We start from the raw sequence: 17,264 nt of genomic DNA on the forward strand, positions 1-17,264 counted from the left end.
ATGTTAGAGTCTAAAAATGTTAATAGAATGATGATTGTAATGCGGACCACCCTTCGGGGTGTTTTTTTTGTGATAAAGAACTCATAACAGCCTTGTTATTATGAAGGCATATCGAATGTTCATTAATATTTACTCTTAATGCAGCCGATTTCAAACTGGGAAAAACATAAGCTAAAACAGATGCTATTTACTAGCCATACTATTGGAATTTTAAAATAAATGGAGATACATCCTATGGAACTGGAATCGTCGACAAAACAGTACATTACGGTGATGACTATGTTTTACTCCTTATAAAAAAGCTATGTTAAATCCAAATGTTGAATCCGACCAGATAAAAACCGCCTTTGTAAAAAAGGTCGGCTACTCAACTAATGGGTAGCCTCCTACCCGATTCTTACCCACACAAAAGCCTTAAAGTGCTGCACTTTTCTGCCCTTATTTTCGTCCCTAGCCACTACAATTCGCAACTACACAAATCCTGCATTGACAGTGGCAGTGTCCTTTATTATACTTTCATTACACACGGTGTGCAGTAAGTAATCTTGGTGTAATGCGAAATGAAAATGAGAGGATGGCAAGCACGGATGATAACATCAGAGAAGCCAGCTTCCCGCACCTGGGTAAAGTGGATTTTAATTCCGGTCTATCTGCTAGTCATGTATCCGCTTAAATTACGAAGGTGGCTTTACCGCTATCAGCCAGAACCTGTGGAGCAGCGTTATGGCGAACCAGGACCGCATCGTAGCAGAAGTATGGTAATTAAGGCAGAGGATGGGAATCCGCAATACAAAATCTATTGCCCGGATGAGATGGACGAAGCTTGTCCTGTTATTGTTTGGGGCAATGGCTCGGATGCTCAGCCTGAGAATTATGATGCGCTGCTGCTTCATTTGGCGACGTGGGGCTTTGTTGTAATCGACAGCTATTGCCGTCATACGGGTACAGGCCGGGAAGTTGCAGATACGGTCCGTTATACCCTGCAGGAGAATGCTAATCCTGCAAGCCCTTTTTATCGCAAGCTGCTGATCGATCGCATTGGTGCAGTGGGTCATTCCCAAGGCGCCACAGGGGTTCTGAATGCAGGGAATTATCTGGATGAGCCGCTTCAGACGGTGGTTACGATTGCGCTGCCTGCTCAGATGTGGTGTGAACCCAAGGATATTTATGAGATCGAAACGCAAACTGCTGCATTATTTTTTATGGCGGGAACGCATGACTTTATGATTTCGCCAAAATCCTCCAATCGGAGTGCCTACGCTGCGGTTCGATCAGGCCAAGCAGCTGTTATGGCGATGACGAGGGCGGCACATCATCTAGAGAGCATGGGGCAGGGCGGCATGCATAGAGGTTATTTGACCGCATGGCTGCGTTATCGGTTGGCTGATGATTCAGATGCAGCGGCAGCTTTTTCTGGAGAGCATCCGGAGCTGTACCGCAATAAAGGCTGGAGCGGTGTCCATTCACAAGGACTGAAGGCTGTTAATTATGAGAGAAGAGGGGAATTAGCATGCAAAGGCTGAAGCGAACATTCTTTTTTATTGTTGCAGTGGCAGTCCTTTCCATTGTCTTTGTCAGCCGTAAGGTTTTCAAAAGACCAAGCCAAAAGAATAGCTTCCGTGATACGAAACCGGGCAAGTGGAACAAGGTAAAGCTTAGCAAGCAGACAATGGCCGCGGATGGTTCAACGTTTTGCTTATATACCCGCAAAGGCAGCAGCCGAAATTTGATGGTCTATTTCTGCGGGGGCGGGGCCTGCTGGGATGCAGAGACAGCGAAGATCCCGTTGTCCCTGCGTTCTTATCTCAAGTACGGGCAATTTGGCTATTATTTCGCCAGAATTCCGTTCTATATCTTTAATATGCACCGTGGGATCTTCGATCAACGTCCAGACAACCCGTTCTCCGAGTGGAATGTCGTCTTCATTCCTTATGTCTCAGCTGACTTCCATACCGGCAACGCTGCAGTTACTTACTGCGATGAGAAGGGAAAGAAGGTGCGGCATATCCGTCATAATGGCAGGAATAATGTGCAGGAAGCGCTGAAATGGGTGTATGCTAATTTCGACACACCGGATAAGCTTCTGATTACAGGCTCCAGTGCTGGTGGGTTTGGTTCAGCCTTCTATGCCAGTGACATTGCGAACCAATATGCAGATGCAGAAATCTATCATCTCTCTGACAGCTCCTTTCTTGCTTCCGAGCAATGGCCGAGTATTGTAAACAAGCAGTGGAATAATGATTTCACTCGCCAGTTCGCATTTCCGATGGAGACAGATATGATTGGGGCGGCGTTCCGCCACAATGCGAAGGCCATGCCTGCTCATGCTGTGCTCATGCATGCATGTACGATTAATGACAAGGTGCTCACCTCGTTCCAGAATCGTCTTAATGGCAAAGGAGACGATATTGACCCGCAAAGTTTGGAGGCATGGAGCCAGCAGTTTCGGGCGGCTACCCGCCAGCTTGACGAACAACTGCCTAATTTTTATTATTTTCTTACAGAATACGGCTATGATAAGAAGAATCACACGACTCCGCATACGCTGCTGCCGATGCAAGCCTTCTATGAGGCAGAGGAGGAAGGGCAGAAATTAGTGGAATGGCTGGATAGCATTATTCACAAGCAAGAACGCAGCTCTCGAGGCACACGCTTCCTGCATAACGACGCAGAAGCGAGCACGAGTGCTGCCGAAGAGCTTAGCACTACAGGATAGGGGAGCACATGATGAAGCTTAGAGAGAAACAACTGCAGCTTACCAGAGAAATGATTAAAGAGGCGGCGCTGGCCGCCTTTTGCGAGAAGGGGATTGAGGGTGCGGATTTGGTACTCGTTGCTACCCGCTCAGGCGCGTCCAGACGTACCTTGTACCATCATTTTAAGGATAAGGAGGAGCTGGCCACTGAAGTGTATGTAGATAATCTGAAGCGCATGTTCGGACGATTGCTGGTGGAGTTCGATTTTAAATCCCCGCGTGCTTCTATTGAAGCCATTCTCGACAAGTATTTGTGTTTAAGAGAGCACCAGCCAGACCTTCTCTATTATGATTCGCTCTTTAGTGTGTATTACGCGAGTATGGGCAAGAATCCGGCAGAACTGGAGGCATTCAAGGAGCTGATCAGCGAGGAGACACGCCTGTCTATGAGTGCTTTTGCCACTGAGCGCGCAGCCGAAATTCCTAATGATGAGAAGCTGGCTTGGATCGAACGGACGCGAATGATTACACATTTGTACTTCATTTATTTACAAAAGTCTGTCTTGATTTGCCGGCAGAACGGTGACGCAACCAAGGCAGAAGAGCTGGGGCAGAATGCGCGTTATAAGGATTTTCTGCTTAGCCTATGGGAAAGGCAATGAATACACAGCGCAGAAGCAAGCTTCGAAATACGATGCGATTTAAACTCATTGTGGGCGTAGCCGCCATTTTGGTTCCGCTCATTGTGCTGCTCAATTTCAACCAATATTATGCCGCTCAAGTAGTACGTAAGCAAGTCGCTGAGAGCAATCAGAGCTTTATCACCCTTTATATGAATCAAATTGATGGGCTTCTCGATGAAATCGACAGCTTCTTAATTAACATGGTGGCTTCTGACCCGAACCTGCTGCTGCTGGACCGAAGGCAGCCAGAAGCCGAGACGGCACTGCTAAAGGTACAACTGTCCAAGCAACTATGGAACGAAAACTCCCGTAATGGAGCAGTGGACGGCTTTTTTATTTATAGCACACTAGATGCAAGCTTCATAGAAGCATTCAGTCCACGCCCATCCTATATGGAAAGAGTAGCGGTATCAGGTGAGGTTACCCGTAAGCTGAATACGTCCCCCACACAGTCTGAGCTTGGGGGGCGTGACTGGCTTGTACGACAGATCGATGGCAGCTATTATATTCTCCGCTTGCTTCAGGCAGCTCCCAACACTTATGTTGGCGCCTGGGTCAAGGCGGACACACTTCTCATTCCGTTTAACCTGATTAATTTAGGCGAGAGCGGTTTTTCGCTATTTTCTACAGAAGCTGGAGAACCTATGCTGCATGCTGAAGTGGTTCGCGAAAAACTAATTGATTTAAGCTTTGCCTCTGGTGGATATAGCTTATCAGGTGGTCCGGAACGTTATCTGACGGTAGGTGAACGATCTCGGCATGGTGGTTTCCGACTGGTTGCGCTTATACCGGAGCAAGATATTTTGAAAGGTTTTTTCAATCTCTGGAGCTGGAATAGGATTGTCTCTGTGGGTTCAATATTGCTGATTCCCTTAAGTTTGGTGCTGCTTCGCAAGATGATTTTGCTCCCGATCAGAAGACTGCTGTCTGCCATGAATCGAATCGGTGAAGGGCATATGCAAGGGATTCCAGAATCTAAAGCCTCAACTGAAGAATTTCGCGTCGTTAACGATCATTTTAACCAAATGCTTTCCCACATCAGAGAATTGAAAATCCATGTTTATGAGGAACAATTAAGCAAACAGCAGGCGGAGCTTAGGCAGCTGCAGACAACGATCAATCCCCATTTTTATTTAAACTCCCTCAACATGCTGCACAGTTTGGCTGCTGTACGCAATTATGAATTAATCCAGGAGATGTCACGTTGTCTCTCGGACTATTTCCGTTACATTTTCCGTAGTCATGTCTCACTCGTCTCTCTCGGGGATGAACTGATGCATATGCGCAATTATATACGTATTCAGGAGCTGCGGTTTCCAGATCAGCTGAGCAGTGAAATTGAAGTGCCATCTTATCTGCTGAACCTCGCTATTCCCCCGCTTGTGATTCAAACCTTTGTGGAGAATACCATCAAGCACGCCTTTACGCTGGAAGCGCCATTCCGGCTATCGATTCATGGAAAGCTGGAATCAGATGGTCAGCTGCCTCGCATTCTACTCGTTATTGAAGATACCGGAGAAGGATTTACCCCAGAGCTGCTGCAGCTCTTAAATGAGAAGAGGAACTTGGAGCGGGAGGACGGCAGCAGGCATGGCATCTGGAATGCATGGCGCAGACTGGAGCTATTGTATGGCGGAAAAGCCGACCTTACCTTTCTTAATCTTCATTCAGGCGGGGCTCGAGTCGAAGTTCGCTTACCCATGAAGTCATTCCCGGAAGGAGAGGAGAGCACACCTTGCTGAACGTGCTGATCGTAGATGATGAGATTCATTTTGTGAAAGCGGTTAAAAAAATGGTGGACTGGTTGCAGCTTGGTATTTCCAACGTTTATGTCGCTTACAATCCGACTGCGGCGGAGCGGATTTTTGAGGTACAGGAGATTCATATTCTGCTATGCGATATTGAAATGCCGCAGCGGAGCGGACTAGAGCTGCTGAAGTGGATGCGGGAGAAGGGAATTCGCACCGTCCCTGTGCTGATGACCTGCCATGCGGATTTTCATTACGCCCAAGAAGCCGTACGTCTGGGCTGCTCCAATTATTTGTTGAAGCCGCTGACCAAGGAAGAGCTGGAAGCCGCACTGTGCAAGGCGGCAGACGCTGTGAAGCGCGAGCAAGAACTGGCGGATGCGCAGCGGGTTAAGAACTGGTGGTCTCGGCAGCAGGATATAAACCGTGAGCGCTTCTGGCTGGATGTTCTGAATGAAACCATTCCGGCAGTGAGTGAGATTTTTGCAAAGGAAGCGGCGGCAAGGCAAGTATCTCTCCCTGCGGACTCCTTGGTTCTGCCAGTGTTAATGATCATACGTGGTTGGCAGCAGGACTTCCTGGTCAGAGATCGGAAGCTGCTGGAATATGGGCTCAAGAACGCAGGCAAAGAGATGCTGGGAAGGCTTACGTTAGGCAGTGTCGTTGTACCTGCCGGGAATGACGCTTGGTTGCTTATTATGCCTGTGGAACAGGAACAACTAGAGAACGGACTTGCCATCATGTGTAGCCGCTTGGTTGAGTTTTGTCGTGTACATTTATACTGTGAATTGTATTGCTATGGGGGGCGGACAGTAGAAGGACATGAACTCCCTGCTCTGCTGGCTCAATTACACAATTTAGACAGAGATAATGTGACCGGAATCCATTATGTTGCTCTGAATGAGGCAAAGCGTCTTGCAGCAGCGCCTCCAGCTCTGCCAGATATGAATGGCTGGGCAGCGATGATGAGGCAAGGCGTGAAGGAGAGGCTGCTGGAAGAAGCGAGAGCTTGCATCCATGGACTGCGGGATCAAACGGGAATAGATGGCGATTATTTGCGTGCGCTGAAGGAGAATTTTTTGCAAATGGCGCATGCAGTCCTGCAGCAGCAAGGGGTTCAAGCACATCTCATGTTCTGTGATGAGGAGAGCCTGCGTCTGGCGGAAGCTGCATCCCGCTCGCTTACCGATCTGGAGCGCTGGCTTGCCCATGTCATTATGAAGGCTGTGAATACCACACATCCGTCCTCGATTAGCGACGTGATTGAACGGGCGACACGCTATATTGTATCCAATCTGGATCAGAATCTGTCCAGAGAAACGACAGCGAACCACGTATACTTGCACCCGGACTATTTGACCCGCTTATTTAAAAAAGAGCTGTGCTGTACGATTCCAGAGTATATTTTGCAGGAGAGAATCAAGCTGGCTAGGCAGCTGCTTATTCATTCTGAGCTTCCTGTAAGCGCCGTGGCGATGGCTACGGGCTACTCGAACTTTTCTCATTTTGCAAAGTTGTTCAAGGCTCAGTCAGGCTTAAGCCCAATCGAGTTTCGCCAGCACGGACGAGGTGCCCCCCTTGCAAAGTCGAAATGACGTCAGTCAAAGGTCGAATCTCAAGCAGAGGATGCGGTCCTCTTCCCGCTATAATGGCAAGAGAAAGCCAAATGAYCAAGCCAGGGGGAAAACAAAATGCGCAAGAAGACATGGTTATTCGCAAGTTTAGTGAGTCTATCGCTGCTCATATCCGCATGTGGTTCGAACGGAAATTCAGGCGGATTGACGAAAGATCCGGTTAACAGCCCCGGAACAACAGACGAGGAAGCATCGCAAAAGATCGATGAATTGAATGTCGCTTTTCTCAGTGTAACCGGCACGCCACCGGATATGAAGGCAGTAGAGGATGAGATTAACAAGATTACAAAGGAAAAAATCAATGTAGCGGTTAATCTGATGCCAATCAATTACGGCGCTTATGCCCAGCAGGTTAACTTAATGCTGACGAGCAATGAGAAGCTGGATCTGATTGTCGTCGGATCACCGTTTGGATTTAGCTCCCAAGTGTCCAGAGGACAGCTGTTGCCGCTCGATGAGCTGCTTGAGAAGAATGGAGAAAATATTCGCAAGGCGCTTGACCCGGACTACTTGAACGCCAGTAAGGTAGATGGAAAGGTTTACGGCGTCACGCCTGTGAGAGACTTGGCAACTGCCAACGGATTTACAATGCGCAAGGATCTTGCAGATAAGCATGGAATCGACGCGAGTGCGATTAAAACACTGGATGATGTAGAAGCAGCGCTCAAAATCATTAAAGATAATGAACCAGACATTACTCCACTAATTCCTAGCGGAGCTGGCTTCTCCTTTCTGACCAGCTACAGCTGGCATGATGGTCTTAGCAACGGGATGGGCGTGCTACCAGGCTACGATAATGGTCTGAAGCTTGTTAATAGCATCGAGTCTCCGGAATATGCTGCGCTCCTGAAACGGATGAGGAACTGGTATGAAAAGGGTTATACGTTGAAAGATTCAGCAACCAACAAGTCGAGCCAAATTGAATTAATGAAGGCTGATAGAGCTTTTGGTTATCTCTCTAAGCTGAAACCGGGATTTGATGCGCAGGAGTCCAGATCCATTGGCAAGGAAATGATTAGTGCAACCTTGTCTAATCCTGTATCCATGACAGATCATGTGCTGAACATTATGTGGGGGATTCCGCGTCAAGCTAAGAATCCGGTGGCATCCATGAAGTTTCTGGATCTGATGTATGGGGATGCTGAGCTTGTTAATCTGCTGGATTGGGGTATTGAAGGCAAGCATTATGTCAAAGTGTCCGATAATGTCATCAAATATCCAGAAGGCGTCACGATGCTGACGAACGGCTACAATTTAAATATGAGCTGGCTGTTTGGCAACCAGTTCCTCTCTTATGTATTTGAGGGAGAAGACCCGGATATTTGGCAGAAGATGAAGGATTTTAATGAGCAGGCGATTAAATCCAAGGCGATGGGCTTTACGATGAATCCGGAGTCCGTCAAAACAGAAATAGCGGCAGTATCCAATGTCATCGCGCAATATTATCTTGTTCTGGAAACAGGCTCTGTGGACCCAGATAAGGTGTTGCCGCAATTTATTGAGAAGCTGAAGGCCGCAGGAATCGATAAGGTAATTGCGGATAAGCAGCGCCAGCTGGATGAATGGGCGAAAGCAGAGGGTGTGCTATGAGTCGTAAACTTCATGAATTGCTAAGTGGTGAGGAACGGAATTATATTCTTCCGTTCTTCTGGCAGCGCGGAGAAGAAGAGGCGGTCATTCGTGAGGAGCTGGCTCGTATATGGGAAGCGGGCATCCATGCCGTATGTGTGGAATCCCGTCCCCACCCTGATATGCTTGGTCCACAGTGGTGGAAGGATATGGACACCATTATGGATGAAGCCCGGAAGCATGGCATGCAAATTTGGGTCTTCGACGATGATCACTTTCCGACAGGACACGCAGCAGGTAAGGTGAAGGACGCGCCGCTGGAACACCAGCGGCAGTTCCTCTCTGAGCGTCGAATTGATGCACGCGGTCCCGATCCTGAAGCTTCATTCCTGCTGCGCCCCTGGTCGGTGCTAGACGGAGCAAGACCTGTCGGTGCTGCTGCAGCTAGGCGTGATCCAGTTACGGGCGAGCTGGATGGGGAGTTTATTGCAATAGATCTCGAAGCTTCAGTGCAAGACGGGGTTCTTTATTGGCCTGTGCCGGAAGGCTACTGGACGATCTGCTTGTTCGTCGTCACCCGGGAAGGCGGGGATGATCGCCGCAAAGATTATTTGAACCCGATCGTGCCGGAATCGACGCAGATTCTGATCGATACAATCTACGAAGCCTATTACGCACGCTACAAGGATGATTTTGGCGTCGCATTTGCAGGTTTCTTCTCGGATGAGCCTGGCTTCTATAACAGCAAAGCATCGTACGATTATGCTTCGGGTCTTGGCGATGCCAAGATGGCTCTGCCGTGGCGCTCCGATTTGCTCATGCTGCTGGAGGCAGAATACGGTCAGAACCTGCGGCAGCATCTCCCTCTGCTCTGGCATGAGGGTGGACCTCAGACGTTTGCTGTGCGCTACGCCTACATGAACGTAGTGAGCAAGCTGTACGCGGAGCACTTCAGCAGGCGGATTGGAGACTGGTGCCGAGAACGCGGCGTAGCCTATATCGGCCATCTAATGGAGGACAATAATGTACACGCCAGATTGGGCTGCGGAGCAGGGCATTTCTTCCGTGCGCTGGAGGGGCAGGACATGTCTGGTCTGGATGTCGTGTTATGGCAAATTGTACCCGGGTTTGATGAAATGTCTTTCTCATGGATGGGCGGAAAGACAGACAGCGTCTTTTTCCATTACGGGATGACCAAACTAGCCGCTTCACTGGGACATATCGACCCTAGGAAGCAAGGAAGAACCTTTTGCGAAATCTTCGGCGCTTACGGCTGGGCGGAAGGGCTGAAGCTGATGAAGTGGCTGACCGACCATATGCTGGTTAGAGGCGTCAATCATTTTGTGCCGCATGCTTTTTCTCAGAAAGAGTTCCCTGACTGGGATTGCCCGCCGCACTTCTATGCCAGAGGGTATAATCCGCAGTTCAGGTATTACCGACTGCTTAATGACTATACGAATCGGGTATGCCACTTGTTGAATGACGGGGAGCATATTGCGAGTGCTGCTGTGCTATATCACGCTGAGGCTGAATGGTCCGGGGAATACATGCTGTTCCAGGAGCCTGTGAAGCAGTTGATGCAGAGCCAAATCGACTGCGATGTGCTGCCGATCGATATCTTGGTTTCTTCGGAAGTTATCGATGGGGAGCTAGCGGTGCACAAAGAACGCTATCGCTGCCTAATCGTACCTTATGCCGAGGCGCTGCCAATAGAATGGCTGGATAAGCTTACTGAGCTCGCATCAGCTGGTTTGTCTATTATCTTCATTGATGCATTGCCAGTAAGAGCGAGCCAATCTGTACCATGCGAGGAAGTGCTGAAGAAGCTGGCGGCTTACCCTCAGGTTACTATAACCCCATTGAAGCTTCTGGCAGAGATGCTTATCGACCGAGGGATGAATGAGCTGGTGCTCAGGGACAAACAGCCTTATCTACGAGCCTACCAATACCGTCATGATCAATTGGAAGTTCTCATGTTGTTCAATGAGAATCCAGATCAGCCGATTGAGACTGGCATTACGCTCCCAGGCTCTGGTGTATGGCTTCGTTATGACGCATTCACTAACAAGGTGGATCGCGTAGGGGCAGGAGAGAACTATCAGCTTGATTTGCGACTGAGCACTTATGAATCACTAATTTTGCTTCGTGTACCGGATGGAGAAGAGGGGAATCTACCGGCACCAATAGGCCAGTGGCAGCGTGCTCCACTTGGGACAGATTTGAGCCTGTATGCCAGTGCGGATCGTGCTTTATCCAGACGTATGATTGAGAATGTCCAGTGGAGCATTTCCCTGGCTACAGCAAAAGAATATCCAACGTTCACACCTTGGAGGACCATGAAGGAGCTTCGTAATATGAGCTCACGCGACCTGTTGCCGAGATTTTCTGGCACGATGAAGTATGAGTGTGTCGTAACTGGTGAATTAACTGGTGAAATAATTGACCCGATATGGCTGGATCTGGGGCAGGTTTATGAGACTGCACAGGTGTGGGTTAATGGTCAGGATGTCGGTGTGAAGCTGTGTGCGCCTTATGTATGGAATATCGCTCGCTATTGGAAGCAAGGAGTGAATGAAGTGACTATTGAGGTGACCAATACACTAGCGAAGAATCAGCAGGACTGGTTCTCCAAGTTCGTCCAGCAGGAGCCTTCTGGCTTGCTGGGTCCAGTTAGCATTATTGGTTCATCTGCGATCAGCCAGGGAAGCGGGGAGTAATATGGAACAAACCTATCGGCCCCGCCGGAAGAGCAATGTGCGAAAGTACTACGTACTGCTGCTCATGATGATGCCGGGGCTTGTCTACTTGCTCATCAACAATTATTTGCCGATGTTCGGGCTAATTATCGCCTTCAAGGATTACAATTTTGCGAAGGGGCTACTCGGTAGTGACTGGGTTGGCCTGAAAAATTTTGAGTATTTATTCAAAACGCAGGATGCGTATATCATTACACGCAATACGATATTGTACAATTTTTGTTTCATCATCTTAAATACTGCTTTTGCACTGGGAATTGCAATCGCACTGAATGAAATTCGCAGCCGCTTTATGTCGCGGTTTTACCAGAGTGCATTACTGTTGCCCCATTTGATATCGATGGTTATCGTAAGTTATTTGGCCTATTCCCTGCTCAGCATGGAGACTGGATTTATTAACAAAACCATTCTTTCCAGTCTGGGGATAGAGGGTATTTCATGGTATAGCGAATCGCAATATTGGCCATTCATTTTGACGATTATCAGCTTATGGAAAGGCGCCGGGTTCTTATGCGTCATCTATCTGGCTGCGATCATCGGGATCGATCCGGAATATTATGAGGCAGCAAAACTAGACGGGGCTTCCAAATGGCAGCAAATTCGCTATATTACTCTCCCATTATTGTATCCGATTATCATCATGATGACCTTGCTTGCCATCGGCAAAATTTTCTATTCTGATTTCGGTCTATTTTATCAAGTTCCACTCGGCTCTGGCGCTCTGAATGATACGACACAGGTTATCGATACCTATGTGTACAGGGCACTAATGAATTTAGGCGATATTGGAATGTCTTCGGCAGCGGGGCTGTATCAGTCCGTAGTCGGCTTTATACTTGTACTGTTATCGAATTACGCGGTGCGCAAATTCAACAAGGACAGCGCATTGTTCTAAGGCTTGGGACTGGAGTGTAGAAGCATGAAAACGATCAACAAGGGAATATGGCTTCATATTCCGATGATGGCCCTGGCGGTGGCCTGCGTGCTGCCGTTTCTGCTGCTTGTTATCTCATCGATCTCCGATGAGAGCTCAATTCTGCGGCAGGGATATACCTTCTTTCCGGATCAATTGGGATTAGGCGCTTATAACTATCTGTGGAATCACTCGGAGCAGCTCGCTCGTGCTTATGGGGTCACGGTGTTTATTACACTCTTCGGCACGGCAGCAAGTCTGCTGATGACCTCGATGCTTGCTTACCCAATGTCCAGACAGGGAGTGCCTTTACGTAACGGAATTGCATTTTTTGTATTTTTCACGCTGCTATTCAACGGCGGACTTACACCAACCTACTTGGTCTATGTCCAATACTTCGATATTAAAAATACCATTTTGGCCTTGATTGTACCAGGCTTGCTCATGAATGGCTTTAATGTGCTCTTAATGCGGACATTCTTCATGACGACGATTCCCCCGGCACTGATCGAGGCTGCGCAAATCGACGGATCAGGAGAATTCAAAATATTCTGGAAAATCATTGTGCCCCTATCGATGCCGATCGTAGCTACAGTAGGTTTGATCCAGACGATTATTTACTGGAACGATTGGTTTAATGGGATGATTTACGTGACTGATTCCAGGCTGTTCAGCGTACAGAACATATTGAATCGAATGCTAACCGACATCCAGTTTCTGACGGAGAGCAAGTTTAGTGCTCAGCTAGGTGAGGCTGGAGCTAACTTGCCGAGTACGACGGTGAAGATGGCGATTGCTGTGATCGGAGTTCTGCCGATTATGGTGATGTATCCCTTTTTCCAAAAGTATCTTATCAAGGGGATTACGATTGGTGCAGTGAAGGGGTAAGGTGGATGAATAAATGGAACAAGTGAAAATAAAGGAATGGCTTCCACTCATGACAGTGGAGGTGAAGGCGAGCATGTGCTGAGGTAAAGAGCAAAAATATAAAAGTAACAGCTGCCATTAGACATAGAAAGAAACTATATAAAATGATAGAGTATTTGATATTTTTATTCCAACGTCTTTTTTTTTTTCATTTTTTTGTGATCGTATTAGAACGGTCCACCTTTTTATTCGGATATTTCAAAAGGCCCTTCGRTTGTCGCCTTTGTGGAGGTCAAACATCCACAATATTTCGGGCTATTAGATGAATTTGAATATGGCGTGAGAAGCAGTCACGAAATTGTGAAATCAATGGCTTGATCAGAGCACGTATGCTATGGGCAATAACGGGTGAAGCTGACCATGAGGAGGTATCAATAATTGGTAGAGCGAGGTGAGGACATAGCAATCAGAAGAAGATGAGTCTAGGTATCTATCGCGGGAGACAAAATTAAAACGAATATAGATCTGTTCCATCGGATTAGGATCATGATTGTTAAATTAAAATGTGAATGGATAATAGAATGATTGAAAACCAAAAGAATCGATGCGGAGCTCGAATGCGTGCTGGACGAAAATAAGGAATTAAGAAACGCAAGCGACAAATTTCATTGTTCTTGACTGGTCAACAGCGGGAAGCACTAGAGATGAAAGCCAAGCAAGAAAACAGCAAACTTGGAACCTTGATGAATAAGAGGGAAGAAGCTTATGTTAATGAACTTATCCATAAACATATAGTAGAGTTAGCGAATCATAATGAATTAGAAAAAAATAGCGAGTAGACCTTATTGGTTTACTCGCTATTTTCGTTTATAAGCTATCTCATTATTTATTTTTTTAATTAAAGTGCTAAAATTCAAAAATGGTAAAATCAATCGTTTTTGATTCTCAAGCAGGATAGTGTAATTTTAATGCCAGAGATGCCTTGCTGTTATTGAGGGCGAGACTGAAGGGGAAGAAACTTATTAGTAATGTGTTTGTTTTAATGGCCAACTTGATGATGACGAAGTATCTAAGTGAATCCGATATTTCTGCAGTTGAATCCCTGAGTGGGAAAGAGGCAATCACGTTTGTTGAGTCTACTCTATTTTTCAAACCAGTGGTTTTACCGCAAATTTATTGGCTATGCTTCGCAGCATAATTGTCGAGTTTTTGCAGGAACGAGCCGATTTTCCTTTCTGATGCAAGCGCCCATTGCAACCAGCTTGTAGTTAAAGGAAACCTCTCAAAAGGAGATAGCACCAAGTACGTAGTGTACGGAAACCGTAACCAGACTTGAATAAGTTCATAATCGGTTTTACTTAGTTTCGCTACCTTGCGGTAACCTGTCAGAATAGCCTTAGCAATCGCGAAATTCCAATTGTAATCTTTGCATGAATTATAGATCACTCGAAACAGGTCGTAGGCGCGCAAATCGACGTGAAGCGTTTCGAAGTCGATAAGATATGTTCCTTTTTCATTTATAATAAAATTGCTGGGCCCACCATCGCCGTGTGATAGTACTCCGTTTTGGCGCGGACTACGGCAATAAGCTCGATATCCGCTGCTTCGCAGCAGCGCTCCCGCTTGGCTCGAATAATGCAAAATTTCCGAGCGGTGCTGTTGTACAAAGCGGTTAATCGGAGGACTGAAACCATTTCTAATCGCCTTGGTAATCTTTTTTTGTAGATTCCGTTGCCGATAACGAAGAGTAGAGTGCCATGAACCGATCCTGCTATGAGCGATTTTACCTTTAAGTCCGGTACGTCCAGCCAGATGAAATTGTGCTAAGGCGACGCCGCATGCATGCATATCGCTTAAAGAACGGGGAGAAGGCTCTCTCCCTGAGATCCATGGTGTAAGTACGTAAGGCTCTCCTTTTTGTGAGATTACATAAAGCCTTCGTCCTTCTGGCATTTGTGGATTGCGCCATGCAAGAAGTGGTCCGCTATTTTGGACACGTCGCAGTACTCGGTCGGTCCACTGTAAACGCGCCAGCTGCTTTGGCATTCGTTTCAAGCTGAATATTTTCCCGCTAGGTGTTACAACCCGATATACTCCTTTCCGAATTTTCTTTATTCTGCTTGCCTTTATTCCAAATCGTTCTGCGATACTAGAAATCGGTTGCTCACTCAAGGCGAATTCACCTTCCTCAGTTTCATATATAGTGATTTGTAGCGGCGAGCGATTGAAGGCCATCTATAACGAGCGGCAGTAGAATGGGCGTTGGTCAGACRCTGCTTTTTCTTCTCCGGATTTTTCCACAGCGCTGCAATTGCATCGGCGATAGTGGAGCTATCAACGGAATGAATAACTTGGGCATTCCGAGTGTTCACAAATTCCTTTAGCCCGCCAGACAATGTGGATACAAGTGGTACGCCGTTTGCCATCGCTTCGAGCGCGACAAGGCAGAACGACTCTTTTTTGCTCGGAACAACAACGGCCCCATAAGTAGCATACATCCGCTGTACCGCATCGTTCGGTTTCTTTTTAATCCAATGAATGCGTTTAGCAATGCCATATCGCTTTGCAAGGGCATGTAGACTATTTTGATAAGCCACTGAGCCGCTTCCGACGATTGTTAAACTAACATTCTTGTGATTGTGGTATAACAAAGCAACAGCTTTGATTAAGGGGTTAATGCCTTTCGAAGGAAGGAGTCTTCCGACATAGAGCAATTTGGTAGGAGAACCTTTAGTTTGCTTCGACTTGGCTTTCACACCGTTAGGAATGACGGTTATACTGCCTTGTTTACGTGGATTCAGCCGCTTGATTTCATTTGCTTGCCACCTGCTCGGAACGACGATCTGTTTCGCGGTGAGAAACAGTTTGGCTTGGTTTTTTCCTGATGATGAAGTGATTCCTTTTGAAGCCATTGAATGGCATGTATAAATGATAGGAATTCGGTACAAGCTTCTTGCTGCCAAAGCAACTGCAGCGAAATCTGTACTATGAACATGAATGAGGTCTGGTTTGCCGGAGCCCATGGCTACTGCAGCCCGCAGAACGGTACTAGCTTTGAATGCTCGAGTGTAATGACTATAGTAACGTAAGTTTTTGGGAATTCTAACGATTCGCAGTCTGCCGTTCGGGGTCGAAAACGAAAGTTGCTTAGAGTCACTGGAGCATAACACCATAACTTCTACATCGAGCTTGCTCAGCATTTTAGTCAAATTGGTTGCGACAATACCGAGTCCCCCAACAATATTTGGATGAAATTCATTTGTCATGACCCATACTTTAAGTTTCCTTCTACTTTTCATTAGAGTACTCCTTTCACATTAATTATTAGAAAACGAGCCCAAAGAATGGACTTGCTTATTAATGATATTTTATGAGTTAACGAATGTAGGTTAAGCAATTAATAGACTTTGTTTTTGTTGAGGAAGCAGATTGTTTCTTCACGTATTTCGTTGCTTTCTCTCATCGTGTCTCTAATTGCGACTGTGGACGTTGCAACCACAAGCGATGATGACCAATAAATGAAAAGCATAAAAATCGTACCTAGGTTAATGCGTGTTTTTTAATTCGCCTCCCTGTGTATTGATTTCCATGTAGAGTATGTACTGATAGAACCTAGTGATTGGATGTTTATTCTGGTATGATACTAGCCTTTTATAAAAGGCTAGGACAATGTGTTAAGAGACCCAAACTATGGGCCTTCTGGATAGATATTTCTTCTCTTCTGTCATTGCGGCCGAGGACACCTATTAAGCGAAATGCTAATTTAAATAACCTTATCAGCTGTCTTTTTTGCATTCTCGGAATATATAGCGGTTAATGAGGTATTCACTGAAAATGCGAAATCTGCGATGATTTCTTCAATTAGACAAACAGCTCATACTCTTTATTATAACTTATATATTATGTACTCAATTTAATATATAACTTTTAAAATATCCTAAGTATAATGAACACAAATATCTAGGCATGGTATTAAAAAAATAGGAAAAGGAGGCATTACTCCATGCTTACTTTCAAAAAAGTGTGAAGTTGGGAAATAAAAGAAACGGCGGTCTATGGATCGACAGGCCAAGACTACTGCTATAAGCATAGATCTTCACCTGTTGACTAAACGAACTTCAAATTATTTGGAAGAGTGGGGAATCGTATGAGCAAAACTTTTGTGAATCCATTACTAGTGCATGGCGCGGATCCTTGGATGTATAAACACGTAGATGGAACCTATTATTTTATGGTTACAAGAAGAGAGCGTCTAGATCTATGGAGATCAGACAATATTACGAATATCGCCAACGGTGACAAAAAGACAATCTGGATTCCAGAAGAGACCGGGGTCAAAAGTAAAAATCTTTGGGCTCCTGAAATTCATTATATTAACAAAAAATGGTATATATATTAT

General features: G+C 46.3%; 13 protein-coding genes. 11 read left to right on the forward strand and 2 right to left on the reverse strand.

All coding sequences use genetic code 11. From position 1 onward, the window contains the following. Window positions 1-587 precede the first annotated feature (587 nt). The 10 genes from AB4Z17_RS23770 (at window position 588) to AB4Z17_RS23815 (ending at window position 13,704) form a co-directional block, all read left to right on the forward strand. Window positions 588-1,523 carry a poly(ethylene terephthalate) hydrolase family protein gene (locus AB4Z17_RS23770; RefSeq protein WP_441962456.1) on the forward strand — a complete coding sequence of 312 codons (936 nt, stop codon included), beginning with the start codon at window positions 588-590 and terminating at the stop codon, window positions 1,521-1,523. Then, window positions 1,511-2,716, forward strand: coding sequence for a pectin acetylesterase-family hydrolase (locus tag AB4Z17_RS23775; protein ID WP_441962458.1), 1,206 nt, complete (start codon window positions 1,511-1,513; stop codon window positions 2,714-2,716). Before AB4Z17_RS23770 ends, AB4Z17_RS23775 begins: the two co-directional genes overlap by 13 nt. A gap of 8 nt (window positions 2,717-2,724) precedes the next feature. After that, a complete protein-coding gene (locus AB4Z17_RS23780; protein WP_441962460.1) occupies window positions 2,725-3,357 on the forward strand; it encodes a TetR/AcrR family transcriptional regulator in 633 nt (210 codons plus the stop codon). Further along, window positions 3,342-5,120: a histidine kinase gene (locus AB4Z17_RS23785; protein WP_441962462.1), complete on the forward strand. Its 1,779-nt coding sequence runs from the start codon at window positions 3,342-3,344 to the stop codon at window positions 5,118-5,120. Before AB4Z17_RS23780 ends, AB4Z17_RS23785 begins: the two co-directional genes overlap by 16 nt. A 2-nt stretch (window positions 5,121-5,122) precedes the next feature. Then, window positions 5,123-6,721 (forward strand): response regulator, encoded by a 1,599-nt coding sequence (locus tag AB4Z17_RS23790; RefSeq protein ID WP_441962478.1) that lies wholly within the window; start codon window positions 5,123-5,125, stop codon window positions 6,719-6,721. A gap of 96 nt (window positions 6,722-6,817) precedes the next feature. Further along, window positions 6,818-8,350, forward strand: a complete 1,533-nt coding sequence (locus AB4Z17_RS23795) for an ABC transporter substrate-binding protein (protein WP_441962464.1) — start codon at window positions 6,818-6,820, stop codon at window positions 8,348-8,350. Next, window positions 8,347-11,046 carry a glycosylhydrolase-like jelly roll fold domain-containing protein gene (locus tag AB4Z17_RS23800; protein WP_441962466.1) on the forward strand — a complete coding sequence of 900 codons (2,700 nt, stop codon included), beginning with the start codon at window positions 8,347-8,349 and terminating at the stop codon, window positions 11,044-11,046. The genes AB4Z17_RS23795 and AB4Z17_RS23800 overlap by 4 nt, the downstream gene beginning before the upstream one ends. Before the next feature lies 1 nt (window position 11,047). Beyond that, complete coding sequence (locus AB4Z17_RS23805) at window positions 11,048-11,980, forward strand: ABC transporter permease (protein ID WP_441962468.1); 933 nt, start codon at window positions 11,048-11,050, stop codon at window positions 11,978-11,980. 24 nt (window positions 11,981-12,004) lie between these two features. Then, window positions 12,005-12,886 (forward strand): carbohydrate ABC transporter permease, encoded by an 882-nt coding sequence (locus AB4Z17_RS23810; protein WP_076265488.1) that lies wholly within the window; start codon window positions 12,005-12,007, stop codon window positions 12,884-12,886. A gap of 653 nt (window positions 12,887-13,539) precedes the next feature. Further along, window positions 13,540-13,704, forward strand: coding sequence for a hypothetical protein (locus AB4Z17_RS23815; RefSeq protein WP_441962470.1), 165 nt, complete (start codon window positions 13,540-13,542; stop codon window positions 13,702-13,704). Window positions 13,705-14,038: 334 nt separating this feature from the next. On the opposite strand, the gene AB4Z17_RS23820 is transcribed toward AB4Z17_RS23815, so the two are convergent. Both AB4Z17_RS23820 and AB4Z17_RS23825 read right to left on the reverse strand, forming a co-directional pair. Further along, window positions 14,039-15,037 carry a phosphotransferase gene (locus AB4Z17_RS23820; RefSeq protein ID WP_441962472.1) on the reverse strand — a complete coding sequence of 333 codons (999 nt, stop codon included), beginning with the start codon at window positions 15,035-15,037 and terminating at the stop codon, window positions 14,039-14,041. Further along, window positions 15,034-16,164: a glycosyltransferase family 4 protein gene (locus AB4Z17_RS23825; RefSeq protein WP_441962474.1), complete on the reverse strand. Its 1,131-nt coding sequence runs from the start codon at window positions 16,162-16,164 to the stop codon at window positions 15,034-15,036. The genes AB4Z17_RS23820 and AB4Z17_RS23825 overlap by 4 nt, the downstream gene beginning before the upstream one ends. 863 nt (window positions 16,165-17,027) lie before the next feature. On the opposite strand from AB4Z17_RS23825, the gene AB4Z17_RS23830 reads away from it, so the two are divergent. Continuing rightward, window positions 17,028-17,264: family 43 glycosylhydrolase (locus AB4Z17_RS23830; protein WP_441962476.1), on the forward strand; the 237-nt coding region annotated here is incomplete at its 3' end.

Source organism: Paenibacillus sp. TAF43_2, from assembly GCF_052113545.1.
GTDB lineage: Bacteria > Bacillota > Bacilli > Paenibacillales > Paenibacillaceae > Pristimantibacillus.

Bases quoted from the DNA above. Each gene is read 5' to 3' on its own strand.
- AB4Z17_RS23770 (WP_441962456.1), top strand. From the start codon at position 588: ATGATAACATCAGAGAAGCCAGCTTCCCGCACCTGGGTAAAGTGGATT.
- AB4Z17_RS23795 (WP_441962464.1), top strand. From the start codon at position 6,818: ATGCGCAAGAAGACATGGTTATTCGCAAGTTTAGTGAGTCTATCGCTG.
- AB4Z17_RS23785 (WP_441962462.1), top strand. From the start codon at position 3,342: ATGGGAAAGGCAATGAATACACAGCGCAGAAGCAAGCTTCGAAATACG.
- AB4Z17_RS23810 (WP_076265488.1), top strand. From the start codon at position 12,005: ATGAAAACGATCAACAAGGGAATATGGCTTCATATTCCGATGATGGCC.
- AB4Z17_RS23780 (WP_441962460.1), top strand. From the start codon at position 2,725: ATGATGAAGCTTAGAGAGAAACAACTGCAGCTTACCAGAGAAATGATT.
- AB4Z17_RS23800 (WP_441962466.1), top strand. From the start codon at position 8,347: ATGAGTCGTAAACTTCATGAATTGCTAAGTGGTGAGGAACGGAATTAT.
- AB4Z17_RS23805 (WP_441962468.1), top strand. From the start codon at position 11,048: ATGGAACAAACCTATCGGCCCCGCCGGAAGAGCAATGTGCGAAAGTAC.
- AB4Z17_RS23775 (WP_441962458.1), top strand. From the start codon at position 1,511: ATGCAAAGGCTGAAGCGAACATTCTTTTTTATTGTTGCAGTGGCAGTC.